Origin of the sequence: Shinella sp. NM-101 (genome assembly GCF_021401195.1) — a bacterium.
GTDB lineage: Bacteria > Pseudomonadota > Alphaproteobacteria > Rhizobiales > Rhizobiaceae > Shinella.
Genome location: NZ_JACBFT010000002.1, coordinates 665,970 through 682,929 on the forward strand (window position 1 = coordinate 665,970; position 16,960 = coordinate 682,929).

General features: G+C 64.9%; 15 protein-coding genes and 1 pseudogene. 8 read left to right on the top strand and 8 right to left on the bottom strand.

Translation table 11 applies throughout. The features are described from left to right. Nucleotides 1-55: 55 nt before the first annotated feature. Both L0976_RS06995 and L0976_RS07000 read right to left on the bottom strand, forming a co-directional pair. Nucleotides 56-805, bottom strand: coding sequence for an extensin family protein (locus L0976_RS06995; protein ID WP_234186657.1), 750 nt, complete (start codon nucleotides 803-805; stop codon nucleotides 56-58). Nucleotides 806-900: 95 nt separating this feature from the next. Then, the gene (locus L0976_RS07000; protein ID WP_234186658.1) at nucleotides 901-1,209 is read right to left on the bottom strand and encodes a hypothetical protein; all 309 of its coding nucleotides are present in this window, start codon (nucleotides 1,207-1,209) and stop codon (nucleotides 901-903) included. Nucleotides 1,210-1,220: 11 nt separating this feature from the next. On the opposite strand from L0976_RS07000, the gene L0976_RS07005 reads away from it, so the two are divergent. The 4 genes from L0976_RS07005 to L0976_RS07020 all read left to right on the top strand — a co-directional run bounded on the left by L0976_RS07005 (nucleotide 1,221) and on the right by L0976_RS07020 (nucleotide 7,512). Continuing rightward, nucleotides 1,221-1,460, top strand: a complete 240-nt coding sequence (locus L0976_RS07005) for a hypothetical protein (protein ID WP_234186659.1) — start codon at nucleotides 1,221-1,223, stop codon at nucleotides 1,458-1,460. Between the two features lie 163 nt (nucleotides 1,461-1,623). Continuing rightward, the gene (locus L0976_RS07010) at nucleotides 1,624-3,840 is read left to right on the top strand and encodes a TonB-dependent hemoglobin/transferrin/lactoferrin family receptor (RefSeq protein ID WP_234186660.1); all 2,217 of its coding nucleotides are present in this window, start codon (nucleotides 1,624-1,626) and stop codon (nucleotides 3,838-3,840) included. 269 nt (nucleotides 3,841-4,109) lie between these two features. Further along, nucleotides 4,110-6,299 carry an anthranilate synthase gene (locus tag L0976_RS07015; RefSeq protein WP_234186661.1) on the top strand — a complete coding sequence of 730 codons (2,190 nt, stop codon included), beginning with the start codon at nucleotides 4,110-4,112 and terminating at the stop codon, nucleotides 6,297-6,299. 286 nt (nucleotides 6,300-6,585) lie between these two features. Next, entirely contained in the window at nucleotides 6,586-7,512 is a 927-nt protein-coding gene (locus tag L0976_RS07020; protein WP_234186662.1) for a cation diffusion facilitator family transporter, read from the top strand. Between the two features lie 48 nt (nucleotides 7,513-7,560). Here L0976_RS07020 and L0976_RS07025 read toward each other — a convergent pair whose 3' ends face one another. Then, entirely contained in the window at nucleotides 7,561-8,139 is a 579-nt protein-coding gene (locus L0976_RS07025; RefSeq protein ID WP_234186663.1) for a HupE/UreJ family protein, read from the bottom strand. Between the two features lie 269 nt (nucleotides 8,140-8,408). On the opposite strand from L0976_RS07025, the gene L0976_RS07030 reads away from it, so the two are divergent. Next, nucleotides 8,409-8,987, top strand: coding sequence for an ATP-dependent Clp protease proteolytic subunit (locus tag L0976_RS07030; protein WP_234186664.1), 579 nt, complete (start codon nucleotides 8,409-8,411; stop codon nucleotides 8,985-8,987). A 391-nt stretch (nucleotides 8,988-9,378) separates the two neighbouring features. Continuing rightward, on the top strand, nucleotides 9,379-11,085 hold the full coding sequence (leuA, locus tag L0976_RS07035; RefSeq protein ID WP_234186665.1) for a 2-isopropylmalate synthase: 1,707 nt from the start codon (nucleotides 9,379-9,381) through the stop codon (nucleotides 11,083-11,085). Between the two features lie 95 nt (nucleotides 11,086-11,180). Here the strand turns inward: leuA and L0976_RS07040 are convergent, their stop codons facing one another. From L0976_RS07040 to L0976_RS07055, 4 genes are all read right to left on the bottom strand, one after another. After that, complete coding sequence (locus L0976_RS07040; protein ID WP_234186666.1) at nucleotides 11,181-12,035, bottom strand: anti-sigma factor; 855 nt, start codon at nucleotides 12,033-12,035, stop codon at nucleotides 11,181-11,183. A 2-nt stretch (nucleotides 12,036-12,037) separates the two neighbouring features. Further along, nucleotides 12,038-12,556, bottom strand: a complete 519-nt coding sequence (locus L0976_RS07045) for an RNA polymerase sigma factor (protein WP_203319576.1) — start codon at nucleotides 12,554-12,556, stop codon at nucleotides 12,038-12,040. Nucleotides 12,557-12,717: 161 nt separating this feature from the next. Continuing rightward, entirely contained in the window at nucleotides 12,718-13,326 is a 609-nt protein-coding gene (locus tag L0976_RS07050; protein ID WP_370643600.1) for a hypothetical protein, read from the bottom strand. Nucleotides 13,327-13,435: 109 nt separating this feature from the next. Continuing rightward, a complete protein-coding gene (locus L0976_RS07055) occupies nucleotides 13,436-14,338 on the bottom strand; it encodes a metallophosphoesterase (RefSeq protein ID WP_234186668.1) in 903 nt (300 codons plus the stop codon). Nucleotides 14,339-14,447: 109 nt separating this feature from the next. On the opposite strand from L0976_RS07055, the gene L0976_RS07060 reads away from it, so the two are divergent. Beyond that, a complete protein-coding gene (locus L0976_RS07060) occupies nucleotides 14,448-14,936 on the top strand; it encodes an NUDIX domain-containing protein (protein WP_234186669.1) in 489 nt (162 codons plus the stop codon). A 1-nt stretch (nucleotide 14,937) separates the two neighbouring features. On the opposite strand, the gene L0976_RS07065 is transcribed toward L0976_RS07060, so the two are convergent. Beyond that, nucleotides 14,938-15,924, bottom strand: coding sequence for a glutathione S-transferase family protein (locus L0976_RS07065; RefSeq protein ID WP_234186670.1), 987 nt, complete (start codon nucleotides 15,922-15,924; stop codon nucleotides 14,938-14,940). A gap of 285 nt (nucleotides 15,925-16,209) precedes the next feature. Here L0976_RS07065 and L0976_RS07070 point away from each other — a divergent pair. Next, nucleotides 16,210-16,728, top strand: a pseudogene (locus tag L0976_RS07070) (GNAT family N-acetyltransferase); the annotation flags it as partial. Nucleotides 16,729-16,960 lie beyond the last annotated feature (232 nt).

Below are 16,960 nucleotides of genomic sequence, written 5' to 3' on the forward strand. Positions count from 1 at the left end.
CCATGCTAGAGATAGGTGGCGGCGGGCCGTCTTTTGAGGCGCGGGGAAAAATATCTCACCAGCAATAGCGATAGCCGCCGCGCCGCTCCTTGACGTCGAGATGCAGGTGGTTCTGGTGCGCCGCGTCGCTGCCGGGATCGAGCACGGTGGTGAAATAGAGGCAGGCGGCCTCCGTGATGGCGCGCTGGAAGGCGCCCTCCAGCGTCGAGTCCTTGTCCGCCGGGCGGATGGTGACGGCCTTGCCGCTTTTCAGCGTGAAGCCGGCAAGGTCGATGGCATTGCCGAAGGCGTGCTCGGATATTTTTCCCTCAGTCGCGCCGTTGCGGTTGCGGCAGACATAGGCGGACGCCTGGGAAAGGCGCGCGATCGTTTCGCCGGGCATGGCGGCTTCGAGCGCGGGCTTCACCGATCCGTCCATCCAGCGGGCAAGCTGCAGCGCGGTTTCGCAGCGTATGGTCGCTTCCGGCTCGACCGTAACGCCGCCGGCCAGCCCCTTGAGCAACACGGGCTTGTCTATGCCGCAGGCCTTGCCGTCGTCGACGACCTTCGCCTCCTCGAATGTCGCTCCGATTTGCGCCAGTGCCGCCCGGCAGGCGGCCTCCGCCTTGTCGTCCTCGTGCGGCCGTTCCTTCGCCTTTTCCGCCTCCTCCTTCTCCTTCACGTCTTCGGCGGGTTCCTTTTCCTTTGCGTCCCCGGCGGGCGCCGTCTTCGTCTCGTCCGCGGCCTGAGGCACAGGCCGGGAGAGCGGCAAGGGGCCGTCCTTCGGCAGGTCGGCGGCGGCGGCGAGCACGAGGATGGAGGCCATGAGGGCTATGGGGCGGAGCGTGGCGATGGTCGATCTCCCGGCTGGCAAGAACAGCGGGGAAACGTCCGGGAACGGATTTGGTTGCCGGCGGGCGGCTAGATGCCGGCGCCGTGGGCGATTTCCATCACCTGGGCGCGAAGCCCGCCGCACGTCTCGACGATCGTGCGGACGTGCTGGATGAGGTGCGCGTTATCGCCCGCGTCTTTGTCCTCGATGAGATCGAGGAAGAAGCCCGCCATGGTGCGCGCTTCCTGCGCATCACGCGGCGCGTGGCGGCATATGTCCAGGAAAACGCGGGCGATGTCGCCGTCCAGCGCCTTGAACTCGGGCGTTTCGTGTCGTTCGATCGTCTCCGCGAGCCTGACCTGCAGGTCGCGGAACGCTTCCACCAGGACGGAAACCATGGGGCTGTGCCTTGCTGTCGATGTTCTTTTCGCGGGTGCCTTTAGCACATGCTCAAAAAGGCGGCAAATGTCCGGGCATGGCGAAAATTCGCGATCTTGACAGTTTGTTTCGCGGCATCGGCGCGTTTCGGCCTGGAGCGAATGCATCGGCCCTGGTCGGCGCAATATCCGCAAAGGGTGGAATGGCGCGCCTTCGCCGAAACTTGAAAATTGGCATTTATGTGACAGGGGCGCCTATCCCTTATAGTTGATTGATAAACTCACCTTTTTTATGTTGACAAATTTAATCATGTTTCATAGCGATGTGGCGGGCCACAGACCCGACCCCGTTTTGCCATATTTCCGCATGGCTTGAGCCGGCGCATATCTTGCGCCGGAGCGATGCCGCGCGCGCTGACCAGTAAGAGGATAGACATGCAGGCTCGCCGTTCCCGTTCCGCCCTCCTGGCCTGCACGGCGCTCGCCGTGCTTTCGCTTTCAACCCACGCTCTCGCGCAGGATGCCGCAAATGCGGGCGCTGCCAATGGCGATGCGACAACGCTGAAGCCCATTGTCGTGAAGGGCAAGCGGGTGAAAGTCGGCGCGATCTCCGCTACGCCGCTGGCGAGCGAGACGACGGCGGACCAGATCCGCAAGAAGGAAATCGCCAATGCGCGCGACCTCGGCAACACGACCGAGCCGGGCGTCGATTATTCGGAGTCCCGTCCGGGCAAGGTGGGCGGCCTTTATATCCGCGGCCTTGGCGCGCCGCGTATCCTTACCCTCGTCGACGGCGTTCCGATCTCGTCCTTCGGAAACCTGGTTCGCGCCGGCGGAACTTCGCCCACGACCGGTCTCAGCGATGGTGCCAATTCTTTCGACTTTTCCTCGCTTTCGACCGTGGACGTCTTGCGCGGCGCGGACTCCAGCCGTCTTGGCTCCGGTGCGCTCGGCGGCGCGCTGGTCATGCGCACGCTTGAACCGGAAGACCTGATCGAGGAAGGCCGGGACTGGGGCGGTTTGGCAAAGCTGGGCTTCGACAGCTCCGACAGGAGCGTCGGCGGCTCTGTCGCGGTGGCCAAGAAGTTCCAGGACACGTCCGTCCTGTTCCAGGGCGCCTACAAGAAGGGACATGAGCGGGACAACAAGGGAAGTGTCGATAGTCTCGGCTTCACGCGCACCGAGCCCAATCCGACCGACTTCGACCAGAGCAATCTGCTCTTCAAGGTAAGGCATGACCTGGAGGGCGGGCATCGCATCGGCATGACGGCCGAGCGTTACGATCTCGACAACGATTTCGAATTGAAAACGATGCAGAGCGCGACCGTCCTTCCCGGTCCCTTCCCGCCGATGACCTACCTGCCTGGGCAGGGCCGGGGTTTTGAAAACACCCATCGCGATCGTGTCTCCCTGGACTACAGCTTTGAAGCTCCTTCCGCGGATGCGCTCATCGATGCAGCCTCGCTGACGCTCTACTGGCAGAAGCTGGAGAAAGAAGCGGGCTCGGATGGCACGCGAACAAGCACGAATGCTCGCTACTACCGCGACAACAGTGTCGAGGAGCGATCCTACGGCGTCACCGGCAACCTGCTCTCCGAATTCACCACGGGCAACCTCTCCCATGAGGTTCGCTTCGGCGGCTCGCTTCAGTTCCTGGATACGGATCAATATCTCGCCGGCTTCCCGGTCGGTGGTGCGGTCAACAAGTCCGACATGCCGCATGTCGACGGGACGAAGCTGGGGCTTTATCTCGATGACCGCATCAGCTGGGGCGATAGCGGGTTCGCGTTGACGCCCGGGGTGCGCTTCGACTGGTACGATTACAGCCCGAAGAGTGCGCCCGGCTATACGGGCAGCCTCGACTCACGCGACGGTTCGCGTGTGTCGCCGAAGCTGCTGGCCACATATCAGTTGACGCCCGAAACGGAGTTGTTCGCGCAGTGGTCGATGTCCTATCGCGCTCCGACCATCGATGAACTCTACATCTATTTCCCGAATACGGGCTATCTGGTGCGCGGCAACACCGCCCTCAAGGATGAAACCGGCCAGGGCTTCGAAGTCGGCGCCAGCTACGAGAGCGGCGATCTCTCCGGGAAGCTGACGCTGTTCCACAATCAGTACAAGAATTTCATCGAGGACTACACGGTCACCAGCGCTCCGTTGGTCATGTCCTGGCGAAACATCGACAAGGTGGCGATTTCCGGTATCGAGCTGAAGGCGCGCAAGGAATTCGACAACGGGTTCTTCCTGAACGGCTCCCTTGCCTATGCCTATGGCAAGAACGAGACGGACAAGACCTACCTGCGCTCCGTCGCGCCGTTCAAGGGCATCCTCGGAATCGGTTACGAACAGGACGTCTGGGGGACCGAGCTGACCGGGATTTTCTCGGCCGGCATGCGTGACGACCACCAGGCAAACACGTTCGATGCACCCGGATACGGTATCTTCAACCTGACCGGCTGGTGGGAGCCGGAGCAGATGAACGGCCTGCGCGTCCAGGCCGGCGTCTACAACATCTTCGACAGGAAGTACTGGAACGCGGTGGGCGTCCGCGATGTCAACCCCGTCTCGCAGTCGGGTGGCAACCAGCCGCCGGACTTCTATTCCGAGCCGGGACGTTCGTTCAAAATCTCGCTGACCAAGAAGTTCTGAGCTTCGGTGTCTTCACTGTTCGGAGGCGGCCTGCGGGTCGCCTCCTTGCGTTTTTACAGCAAGCGGAATTGCCGCTTGCGCGAGCCCTTCCGCCGCGCTAACAATTCCGCCCATGACAAACGCACGTATCATCGCTGGTTGGTGGTGGGCTCGCTGAGGCGGCCTTGACCAGTCATGCGTGATTGAGACGACAAGCCGCCCGGAAAATTCGAGGCGGCTTTTTTGTGTTCGGCCGCCTTGCAGGGACCGGGCCCGAAACGGAGTTGGGAATGGCCACGAGAATTCTGGAAGACGGCGGTGAAGCCTATGAGACGCGCGGCGGGGTGGCCGTCACGCGCCGTCGCCGGGCGGCGGACTATGCGCATGCGATCTCCGCCTATGTCGACAAGCTCGACGAGCGGCGCGGCGCGGTCTTTTCCTCGAACTATGAATATCCGGGCCGCTATACGCGCTGGGACACGGCCGTCGTCGATCCGCCGCTCGGCATCTCCTCCTTCGGCCGCGCCGTCTGGATCGAGGCCTATAATGCGCGCGGCGAGGTGCTGCTGTCGCTCATCGCCGATCGCCTGGCGAACGTGCCGGAACTGGCGCTCGGCGCGCGCAGCGCTAGCCGCCTCGACCTTGCGGTGAAGATGCCCGACCGGGTGTTCACCGAGGAAGAGCGCTCCAAGATGCCGACGGTGTTCACGGTGCTGCGCGCCGTCACCGACCTCTTCCATTCGGCCGAGGATGCCAGCCTCGGCCTCTACGGGGCCTTCGGCTACGACCTCGCCTTCCAGTTCGACGCCATCGACCTGAAGCTCAAGCGGCCGGACGACCAGCGAGACATGGTGCTCTTCCTGCCCGACGAGATCCTCGTCGTCGACCACTATGCCGCCAAGGCCTGGATCGACCGCTACGATTTCGCCAAGGGCGGCCTTTCGACGGAAGGCAAGGGCGAGGCGATCGCGGCCGAACCGTTCCGGACCGTCGACGTGATCCCGCCGCACGGCGATCATCGCCCCGGCGAATATGCAGAGCTCGTCGTCAAGGCGAAGGAGAGTTTCCGGCGCGGCGACCTCTTCGAGGTGGTGCCGGGGCAGAAGTTCTTCGAGCGCTGCGAGAGCAGGCCCTCGGAAATCTCCCGCCGCCTCAAGGCGATCAACCCGTCGCCCTATTCCTTCTTCATCAACCTCGGCAACCAGGAATATCTCGTCGGCGCCTCGCCGGAAATGTTCGTGCGCGTGTCGGGCCGGCGCATCGAGACCTGCCCGATTTCCGGCACGATCAAGCGCGGCGACGACCCGATCGCCGATTCGGAGCAGATCCTGAAGCTGCTCAACTCGAAGAAGGACGAGTCCGAGCTCACCATGTGCTCGGACGTCGACCGCAACGACAAGAGCCGCGTGTGCGAGCCGGGCTCCGTCAAGGTCATCGGCCGCCGGCAGATCGAGATGTATTCGCGCCTCATCCACACCGTCGACCATATCGAGGGGCGCCTTCGCGACGACATGGACGCCTTCGACGGCTTCCTCTCGCATGCCTGGGCCGTCACGGTGACGGGCGCGCCGAAACTCTGGGCGATGCGCTTCATCGAGGCACATGAGAAGAGCCCGCGGGCGTGGTATGGTGGGGCGATCGGCATGGTCGGCTTCAATGGCGACATGAACACGGGCCTGACGCTGCGCACCATCCGCATCAAGGACGGTATCGCCGAGGTGCGGGCCGGCGCCACGCTGCTCTACGATTCCAACCCCGACGAAGAAGAAGCCGAAACCGAACTGAAGGCCTCCGCCATGATCGCAGCCATCCGGGACGCCAAGTCCGGCAACGCCGCCAAGGTGCAGCGCGACGTCGCGGCCGTCGGGGCAGGGGTGAACATCCTGCTCGTCGACCACGAGGACAGCTTCGTCCACACGCTTGCCAACTATTTCCGCCAGACCGGCGCGAACGTGACCACGGTGCGCACGCCGGTTCCCGAAGAGGTGTTCGACCGCATCAAGCCGGATCTCGTCGTGCTTTCGCCCGGGCCGGGCAACCCGAAGGATTTCGACTGCAAGGCGACGATCAGGAAGGCGCGGGCGCGGAGCCTGCCGATCTTCGGCGTCTGCCTCGGGCTCCAGGCGCTGGCCGAGGCCTATGGCGGCGAGTTGCGCCAGCTCGCCGTTCCCATGCACGGCAAGCCTTCGCGCATCCGCGTGCTGGAGCCGGGCATCGTCTTCTCCGGCCTCGGCAAGGAGGTGACGGTCGGGCGCTATCATTCGATCTTCGCCGATCCGGCGTCGCTGCCGCGCGACTTCGTCATCACGGCGGAAAGCGAGGACGGCACGATCATGGGCATCGAACATGCCAGCGAGCCGGTGGCCGCCGTGCAGTTCCATCCGGAATCGATCATGACGCTGGGGCAGGACGCCGGCATGCGCATGATCGAGAATGTGGTGGCGCACCTGTCGAAGAAGGCGAAGGTGAAGGCGGCGTAGCCGATTTGCCTGTCACCTGCCCGCAGGAATCCTCTCCCTGCAAGCGGGGCGAGGAGGGGTGGGCTCATCGTTTTCCTCCTTCTCCCCGCCTGCGGGGAGAAGGTCCCGGCCGGGGGATGAGGAGCGGCGCCCAGCCTGTGCGTCGAGCCGAACGGGCTTTGACAAAGCCGGCCTGCTGGTCCATAGCAAACCCGAGAGAAAAACCGCGTGCACGCTCCCGTGCGCGCGGTTTTGCGTTGATGGGCCAAGGTTTTTGCAACTCGGTTGCATGCGCATGGAGAACGAGATGGAAAACAGGGACAGCAGCACGGTCAAGCGACTGGCGCTCTGGGGCATTCCGCTTGCGCTCGGGGTGATGGGGCTGAAGCTCGTCGCCTGGTGGGTGACGGGCTCGGTGGCGCTGCTTTCGGACGGGATGGAATCGAGCGTCAACGTGGTCGCCGCCATCGTCGCCTTCGCGGCGGTCAGCTATGCCGCCAAGCCGGCCGACAAGACCCATCCCTTCGGGCACCACAAGGCGGAATACCTTTCGGCGGTCCTGGAGGGTGTGCTGATCGTCGTGGCGGCGCTGCTGATCGTCATGGAGGCGTTGCCGGCCGTGCTGGCGCCGACGCCCATGGAGGCGCCGATCCTCGGTCTCGCCATCAATTTCCTGGCCGGGATGATCAATGCCGCCTGGGCCTTCGTGCTCATTCGCGCCGGCCGGCGCTATCGCTCGCCGGCGCTGGCCGCCGACGGCCAGCACATCCTTTCGGACGTCGTCACCTCGGCCGGCGTGCTTGTTGGCCTCGTGCTGGCGATCACGACCGGCTATGCGGTGCTCGATCCGCTGCTGGCGGTGCTCGTCGCCCTCAACATCCTCTATCAGGGCTGGAAGGTCATCACCCATTCGGTCGACGGGCTGATGGACCATGCGGTGGAATCGGGGGAAGCCGAAGCGATCAAGGCCGCCATCGCCGCACACGGCGCGGGCTCGCTCGGCGCGCACGACCTGAAGACCCGGCGGGCGGGATCGGCCACCTTCGTCGATTTCCACCTCGTGGTGCCGGCGTCGATGCCGGTGGGCGAGGCGCATGAGATCTGCGACCGGCTGGAGGACGCCATCCGGGAGGTGCTGCCCGGCGCGCAGATCGCCATCCATGTGGAGCCGGAAACGGAGAGGGCGCATGGCGAGCGCGTGCGCCTCGGGCCGCCGGCGGGAGCGGCAACGTAGAACCGCGGCGTTTTTCGCGCCGCCGTTCCATGGCCGAGCCGGTGCTTTTCAGCCGAAGGCGAGCGCGAGGCCGGTAAGCGCCGTCAGGCCGCCGATGATGCGGGCTGCGACCGCGCCGCCGGAAAGGCGGGCGATGCCGAGGCCGACGGCGATGCCGGCGAGGTGCAGCAGCGCCGTCGCGGCGACGAAGCCGATGCCGAAGGGCAGGGCGCCGGCCGCGCCGAGTTCACCGCCATGGGCATGGCCGTGGAAGAGCGCGAAGACGGCGACGAGCGCTGCGGACGCCGCCGTGTCGAGCTTCACCGCCATGGCGACCAGCAGCCCGAGCGCGACGACCGAGGCAAGGATCGCCGGCTCGACGAAAGGCAGGCCGATGCCGCAGACGGCAAGGCCGAAGCCCGCGGCCATGGTGGCGACGAAGGCGGCCGGCACGGCCCATAGCGCCCGGCCGCCGGTCTGCGCCGCCCAGAGGCCGACGGCGACCATGACGAGGATATGGTCGAGGCCGAAGAGCGGATGGGAGAGGCCGGCCATGAAGGAGCCGTGCTCTTGCGGGTTGAGATGGGCGAAGGCCGGCGCGGCCGTGGCGCCGAGCGTGGCGAATGCCAGCGTGATGCGTCTGATCATGATGTCCCCTGTTTGCGCCGACCCTTGGGAGCAGGCCGGGTGTCTTGTCGATGAGCGCCCGCATCCTAGGAGCGACTGCAAGGCCAAGTCCATACGCAAATTGCGGCGGTGCGGCGCCGGGGCAAAGGCCGTTCCCCGCGCATTTACCGTGTTTTCCGGTGGCGGCGGCAAGCTCTATCGCCCCCTATCGGTTTTGTTGCATTGTCTTGGCAGGTGAGTCGCATTATCTGACAGCGACAGGACCATTACGAGCAATCCGGAGACTTTGGATGAGCGACGAGGACGACAAGAAGACGGAACTGCCCCTGGGCAAGGAAACGGAGGCGAACCTTTTCAAGTCGCGTTCGATCTTCATCTACGGGCCGATCAACCAGGAACTGGCGCAGAAGGTCTGCTCGCAGCTCGTGGCGCTCGCCGCCGCCAGCGACGAGGACATCCGCATCTACGTCAATTCGCCGGGCGGCCATGTGGAATCGGGCGATTCGATCCACGACATGATCAAGTTCATCAAGCCGAAGGTGTGGATGATCGGCACGGGCTGGGTCGCCTCGGCCGGCGCGCTGATCTATGTCGCGGCGCCGAAGGAACGGCGCATCTGCCTGCCGAACACCCGCTTCCTGCTGCACCAACCGTCGGGCGGCACCCGCGGCATGGCATCGGACATCGAGATCCAGGCCCGCGAGATCATCAAGATGAACGAGCGCCTGAACAAGATCTTCGCCGAGGCGACCGGCCAGCCGATCGAGAAGATCGCCAAGGACACGGACCGCGACTATTGGCTCTCCGCCGAGGAAGCCAAGGGCTACGGCCTCGTCTCGCGCATCGTGACGTCGCAGGGCGATATCTGAGGCTTTTCGGCCACTTGAATAGAGGAAGCCCTCCCATTGCGGAGGGCTTTTTCGTCCTGGTGGGTTGCGCGGCGGCCTTCCCGCCGCTATAAGCGCCCCATCATGTTGAAGACCAGCGCACAAATCATCGAACGAGTTTCCCGCGGCAGCGCTGCTGTTCGCGAGCGTTCGCGCGGCTTCTCCTCGCTTCTTCTTCTCGGCCTTACGCGCGGTTGCCGGGTTCGCTGAGGAGCGCCCGGCGGCCGAAAAGCCCGTCCGGCAATAGCTCCTCGTTTCACCCCAAGCATTAATTCCGGTTCTGGCCGCCCATGGCCAGCATTCGCCGTCGCCAAGCGCCGACCGTTGCGCTAAGACGCTTTCGCGAATGCCGGGACGACGAAGAGAAGACGCGATGATTTTGAAGACCCACACGCCCAAGCAGGGCATGCCCGAGGCGGCAGTCAAGTACCAGCCCTATCCCACGATCAACATCCCGGACCGCACCTGGCCCGGCAAGACGATCACCGAGGCGCCGATCTGGTGTTCGGTGGACCTGCGCGACGGCAACCAGTCGCTGGTCAACCCGATGGGCCACGACCGCAAGGCCCGCATGTTCCAGCTCCTCATCGACATGGGCTTCAAGGAAATCGAGATCGGCTTCCCCTCGGCCTCGCAGACCGATTTCGATTTTGCCCGCTGGTGCGTCGAGGAGGGCAACGTGCCCGCCGACGTCTCGCTGCAGGTGCTGGTCCAGTGCAGGCCGGAGCTGATCACCCGCACCTTCGAGGCGCTGGAAGGCGCGCATAAGCCGATCATCCATTTCTACAATTCGACCAGCGAATTGCAGCGCCGCGTGGTGTTCGCCAAGGACGTCGCCGGCATCAAGCAGATCGCGACCGATGCGGCCAAGATGATCACCGACATGGCGGCCAAGGCCGGCGGCGGCTATCGCTTCGAATATTCGCCGGAGAGCTTTACCGGCACCGAGCTGGATGTGGCGCTGGAGATCTGCAACGCGGTCGTGGAGATCGTGAAGCCGACGGCCGACAACAAGCTGATCCTCAACCTGCCGTCCACCGTCGAGATGGCGACGCCGAACATCTATGCCGACCAGATCGAATGGATGTGCCGCAACATCGACAACCGCGAGAACGTCATCATCTCGCTGCACCCGCATAACGACCGCGGCACCGGCATCGCGGCCACGGAACTCGGCCTGATGGCCGGCGCGGACCGCGTCGAGGGCACGCTCTTCGGCAATGGCGAGCGCACGGGCAATGTCGACGTCGTCACGCTGGCGCTCAACATGTACACGCAGGGCGTCGATCCCAGGCTCGACTGCACCGACATCGAGCGCATCAAGGCCGTCTACGAATATTCCAACGAGATGGTCATTCCCGAGCGTCACCCTTACGTCGGCGAACTGGTCTACACGGCCTTCTCCGGCTCGCACCAGGACGCGATCAACAAGGGCATGAAGGCCATCAGACAAGCCAACAAGCCGCTCTGGGAAGTGCCGTACCTGCCGATCGACCCGCAGGACGTCGGCCGCTCCTACGAGGCGATCATCCGCATCAACTCGCAGTCCGGCAAGGGCGGCATCGCCTATATCCTGCAGGAAGACTACGGCATCAACCTGCCGCGCAACCTGCAGGTGGAGTTCCGCGAGGAGATCCAGCGCATCACCGACGAGGAAGGCGTGGAGCTTCCTTCCAAGCGCATCCATGAGAGCTTCATGGAGCGCTACGTCACGCAGCCGGGCACGCGCCTGCGCTTCGTCGACCATCACACCTATCCCGACGGCGAGCACAAGGGCACGCGCATCGTCGCGGCCGAGATCACCGACGGCGGCGAGGGGAAGCGCATCGAGGGCAGGGGCACCGGCCCGATCGACGGCTTCATCAACGCGCTGTCGATCTATCTCGGCATCCCCATGTCCGTCGCCGATTATTCCGAGCACTCACTCCAGCACGGCTCGAACGCGGCGGCCATCGCCTATGTCGAGGTCGAGCATCCGGGCGGCAAGCTGTTCGGCGTCGGCATCAACACGAACATCGTGACGGCCTCGCTGGAGGCCATCGTCTCGGCCGCCAACCGCGTTCTGGAGATGCGCGGCTGAGCCACCGGCAATGCGAATGACGAGAGCCCGGCAGGTCGCTGCCGGGCTCTTTTTTGTCTTGTCCTTTTCGGGGTGGCCCTGCCGGGGCGTGACGCCTAGATCGTCGCGGAAACCACTTCGGCGATGCGCTCCAGGTCGGGATCGGCGGAGGGACCGACCACGACATAGGCGGCGTTGCCCTTCTGCCAGGAGATGAGGCCTATGTCGTTGCGCATGCTTTCGGCGAGGCCCGTCTGGTCATCGACGGGCTCGCTCTGCATGAAACAGATCGCGAAGATCTCATTCTCGGCGTCGCGGTAGAGAAGCTGCGCGGTCGGCTTGCCGCCGGCAACGAGCAGGCGAGCGCCCTCGAAGGTGAGCTTCTGGGCGGAAAGATCGGGCAGCGCGAACTTGACCCCGGTGCTGACCGAGAGCCACTCCACGATATGCGCCGCGTCGCTCGCCGGCACCTCCACCAGATGGCGGGCTTGGCGGGAATAGATGCGGTGATACTCGGCGACGTCGTCGAGCCATGTGCGGGCGGGGGCGAACTGGTTGCCGATGGCCTGGACGGTGGCCTGCTTCTGCTCTGAAATCAGGTAGCCGGCCGCGCCGCCGGCAAGGAAGATCACCAGCGAGGCGACGAGCGCCTGCGGCCACAGGGCGCTGCGGCGGGAAACCGGTGGGGGGACGACGGGCGCATCGACGAAACCCAGCTTGGGCGCCTCGTCCTGGTTACTGCCCGCTTCCTTGATGTTGCGCACCAGGTCGAGCGGGATCGGCTCCTGCAGCATCCTGTCGAAGGCGCGGGCGCCGAACTCGCTGCCGAGCTTGAGCTTCTCGTAGACGCCGCGCGCATCGTCGTCGATGGCGAGGATGGCGTCGATTTCCTCCACTTCCGCTTCGGGCAACTGGCCATCCAGATAGGCCGACAGCCGCACCTCGAGCGGGAGACCCTGTGTGCTTTCCACGGTCAGGCCCTCCTTTCCGCCTGTTCGGAGATCATGGTGGCGAGCCGGATGCGGGCTGCCGAAAGCCGGCTCATCACAGTGCCGACCGGTATCCCGAGAATATCCGCCGCCACCCGGTAGCTGTGCCCCTCGACATTGACCAGCAGGAAGACGCTCGAAAGCCCCTCCGGCATCGTCATGATCAACTTGTGCAACTGCCTGGCATAGACCGCCTTGTCGGCGGATGCCTCGATGTGCAGGTTGTCCTGCTCGGCGACATCTACGGTGCCGGAGCCCGTGCGGACCTTTCGCTTGCGGATCTCGTCTACCCAGAGATTGCGCGTCATGGCATAAACCCAGCTTTCCAGCCGGCCTTCCCCGTTCCACAGATGGCTTCGCGTGATGGCTCTCTCGCATGCCTCCTGCACGAGGTCGTCGGCATCGCTGCCGTTGCGCGTCAGCGTCATGGCGAAACGGCGCAGCTTCGGCAGCAGATTGACCAACTCTCGCCGGAACTCATTTGATTCTGCCGTCGGACGCATTGCTTTTCCAAGGGACGTTCGGGATCAAAACTCTACGCGCGCCCCGGCCGGGCGGCGATCGTCTGATATGAAACATTCTGCCTTGTGTCTGCAAGCATGAACGGCGCCGCGGAGCGCAGTTTCCCGCGTTCCGCACGATTTGTTCCCGACTTGGGCAGGCGTCAGTAGCTGGCGCGCTCCCCGCCGAGCGACTGGAGGAGGGCGCGGTAGGCCCAGGTGTTCTCGCCGCCGCGGTCGCGGATCTCGACGAGCTGGACGCGCGCGCCCTCGATGTCGCCCTGTTCGATCAGCGCCTGGCCCATATAGGAACGGGCGAGGATGTAGTTCTCGTCCTTCTGGAGCGCCCGCCTGTAATAGCTCATGCCGAGCTGCATGTTGCCGAGCTTGCGGGTGTTGTAGCCGAGATAGTTGAGGATGCGCGGATCCTCCTGGTCGTAGGCGGCGTTGAGCGCGCGGATGGCGTTGCGGTACTGGCCGGCATAGGCGAATTCGCGCGCGGCTTCATAGAGCCTGTCGTCGATCCGGCGTTCGCTCTTCTTCTGCTCCCCGGGCTTTTCCTTGCCCGTCGTGGCAGGCTTCATGTCTTCCGGTGCGATGCATTCCTTCTTCTCGTCGCTCCAGATCTTGCCGTCCGTGCATGTCGTCGTGGTCTCGGTGGGAACGGGCGGGGTGGTGGTGTCGGATTCGGCGGCGCGGGCGGCCGAAAGCGCCGTCAGCGACACGGCGGCGCAGAATGAAAGCAGCATGGTGTTGCGGAGCATGGTCGTGATCCTCTCGATCGGCGCGTCTGGCGGGCGCTGGCCGTCCCGGAGCAGGCCCTTCCGGGCGGGCGGCTCTGGGAACATATGACGGATGTCGGGCGGGATTTATTCGCCGGGCTCACAGATGCGTGGTGTCGGCGAGCCCCAGCGCCAGCCCGTCCGGCGTCAGCGCATAACGCTCGCGCAGGATGTTCCAGTTTCCCGGTGAGCCTGAGATGGAGAAGAGGTTGTAGCCGGCCGGCGGCTTGCGTCCGCCCGGCCCCTGCGAGGCCGAGGCGATGCCGACGACCGGAACCGGCTTCGTCTGGCCGGGCAGCCAGTTCACCGTGTCGAGATGGGTGTGGCCGTGCAATACGAGCTCCGCCCCGCCGGTCGAGACGGTCGCGGCGAAACGGCGGATGCCGATCATGCGCTTGTGGAAGGAGGTCGCGCCGCGGATCGGCGGATGATGGATGAGCACGACGCGGAAGAGGCCGGCCTCGCCCGCCGCGCGCAGCATGTTCACCGTCTCGCGCGCCTGCCTACTGCCGAAATAGCCCGAGGCGGAGAAGGGCGGGGTGGCGACGGCGGTCGAGCAGCCGATGATCGCCACCTGGCCGCGCACGCGCAGATAGGGGAAGACGTGCATGTCCTCCTGCCATTCGGCAGGGCCCGCGTCGCCGCGCATGTAGGGATACCAGGCGCGCGTCGACTTCTCGTAGGCGCCGCGCACATAGGCATCGTGGTTGCCGGGCACGACCGAGACGTTTTCCGGCGGACCGGCCTCCGGCAGCCAGCGCTTCACCGCGGCGATCTCCAGTGAGGAGGCGAGGTTGACGAGGTCGCCGGTGATGGCAAGGTGGTCGGGGGCCTGCCGCTCGATATCCTCGAGCACGATGTCCAGCGTGTTGGTGAAGAGGTGCCGGCGGCGGTTGCGGTGCCAGTTCACGAAACCGGTGATGCGCTTGGAGAACAGTTCCAGGAAGGTAAGGGCCGGCAGCGGCCCGAGATGGACGTCCGATATATGGGCAAGTCTGAACATACCCTTCCTTAGAGCATAAGCCGGTCAAGGGAAACGCAAGGCGTGGATATTCCGGGCCGTTCGTTCGACGAGCCTTGATTTGGCCGGATGGTTGCGGCCAAGTGCGGCCATGGACGATACCGCGCCGCCGACCCGAAGCCCGCTCGTGAAACTCGTGACGCGGGTGCTGCACGGCTATTTCGCGCTGTCGCGCGGCATGACCATGGGCGTGCGCGCCGCCTGCTTCGACGCGGCCGGCCGCATCTTCCTCGTGCGCCACAGCTACGTGCCCGGCTGGCACCTGCCGGGCGGCGGCATCGAGCGGGGGGAAACGGCGCTGGAGGCGCTCGCCAAGGAGATGCGGGAGGAGGGGAACCTTGCCCTCGGCGCGCCGCCGCGGCTCCTTCAGATCTACTTCAACCGGCAGACCAGCCGGCGCGACCATGTGCTGCTCTACCGCTGCGACGGCGTCACGCAGACGGCGCCGCGCCTCAAGGATCGCGAGATCGTCGAGGCGGGCTTCTTCGCGCTCGACGGCCTGCCGGCCGCAACGACGGCGGCCACCCGCCGGCGGCTGGAGGAGATCGCCGGCGACGCGCCGTTCGCGGATTTCTGGTAGCTCAGGCCGCCTTGAGCCGCTCGCGGCCATGCGGGGAGGAAAGGTCCATCTGCGGGCCGACGGGCACGATGCCTGTCGGGTTGATCGTGACGTGGCTGCGGTAATAGTGCTCCTTGATGTGGCGCATGTTCACCGTCCCGGCGACGCCCGGCACCTGGTAGAGCTCGCGCAGGTAGCCGTAGAGGTTCGGATAGTCGGTGATGCGGCGGATGTTGCACTTGAAATGGCCGACATAGACGGGGTCGAAGCGCACCAGCGTCGTGAAGAGCCGCCAGTCGGCCTCGGTGATGCGCTCGCCCGTGAGGTAGCGCTTCGTCGACAGTCGTTCCTCAAGGCTGTCCAGCATGGCGAAGAGCTTCGTGACACTGTCTTCATAGGCGTCCTGCGTCGTCGCGAAGCCGGCCTTGTAGACGCCGTTGTTGACCGTGTCGTAGATGCTGTCGTTGAGGGAATCGATCTCGGCGCGCAGGCTTTCCGGGTAGAAATCCTCGCGCGAGCCCGTCAGATGATCGAAGGCGGAGTTGAACATGCGGATGATCTCGGCCGATTCGTTGGAGACCATGCGGTTGTTTTTCTTGTCCCACAGGACCGGCACCGTGACGCGGCCGGAATAGTGCGGATCGGCCTTGAGGTAGACCTCGTAGAGCGCGGAAGCGCCGAACAGCGGATCGAGCGTGCCGCCGTTCTCGCCCTTGAACTCCCAGCCCTTCGCCAGCATCAGCGGATCGACGATGGAGACGGTGATCAGGTCCTCCAGCTTCTTCAGCTTGCGGAAGATCAGCGTGCGGTGCGCCCAGGGACAGGCAAGCGAGACATAGAGATGGTAGCGGCCGGCCTCCGCCGCAAAGCCGCCTTCGCCCGTCGGGCCGGGGGCGCCGTCCGGCGTGATCCAGTTGCGGAACTGTGAGACGGAGCGCTGGAAATGGCCCTTCGTCGCTTTCGTATCGTACCAGACGTCATGCCAGACGCCGTCAACGAGCATGCCCATGCGTATCTCCTTTGCCATCATTGCGGCCTGAACGTGCGTTCCTAGATAGCGCATGGGGCGGGGCTGGACAGACGCTTTTTGGTGAACGGTGCGTTTTGCTCTTTGACAGATCGAAAAATTCTGCTATCCGCCCAGACCAGCACCGGCACTCCAGCCGGCGAGGAAGACGAGACGCATGTTCTATACGGGAACCCCACGACGACGCTGATGCTTCATGCTGCGCCCCCTTCGGCGGCGGCGCGATCACCCGCATCCACAGCCTTGTCTCCGGTTCCCCGATCCATGAACATGCTCAAGCACGATATCGTCTACCTGACGGAAGATGCCTCCCACGACGCCGCCATCGAACTGATCAACGAAGAAGCCTTCGGCCCCGGCCGGCATGTCCGTGCCGCCGCGCGCATCCGCGAGCAGGGGCCGCACGACCTCTCGCTCTCCTTCGTCTGCACCGACGACGGCGAGACCATCGCCTCCGTGCGCATGACGCCGGTCATGGCCGGGGCCGTGAAGGCGCATCTTCTCGGCCCGCTCGCCGTCCGGCCCTCGCACAAGAACCGCGGAATCGGCCGGGAGCTGCTGCGCATCGCCTGCGCGGCGGCGAAGCGGAAGGGCTCGGAGGCCGTGGTCCTCGTCGGCGACCCGCCCTATTACGGCCCGCTCGGCTTCGAGAAGGTGGCGTGGAACGCGCTGGTGTTTCCCGGTCCGGTGGATCCGGCGCGTGTGCTCGTCATGCCCTTCGCGGCGGATACGCATGAGCGGCTGAAGGGCGTCATCGCCTGGCGGGACGATGGGGAAGCGCGGTAAGGCTTCCCTCGGATGACTTGCCCGAAACCCTAACCCTCACCCCGCAAGCGGGGAGAGGGGACTTGCCCTACGCGATGTTCGAGATTCGGGAAAGCCGCGCGGCATATCCCTTTGTAACTTCCCTTGGCCCGCGTTTGGCGCTGTAGTGCGTGTCGCGGTGGCGGATGAGAGACCGCATGACCTTTGGGCTTGCAAGCCCGTGGGAGAGCTCGGGTCATCATCCGCCGTTCCA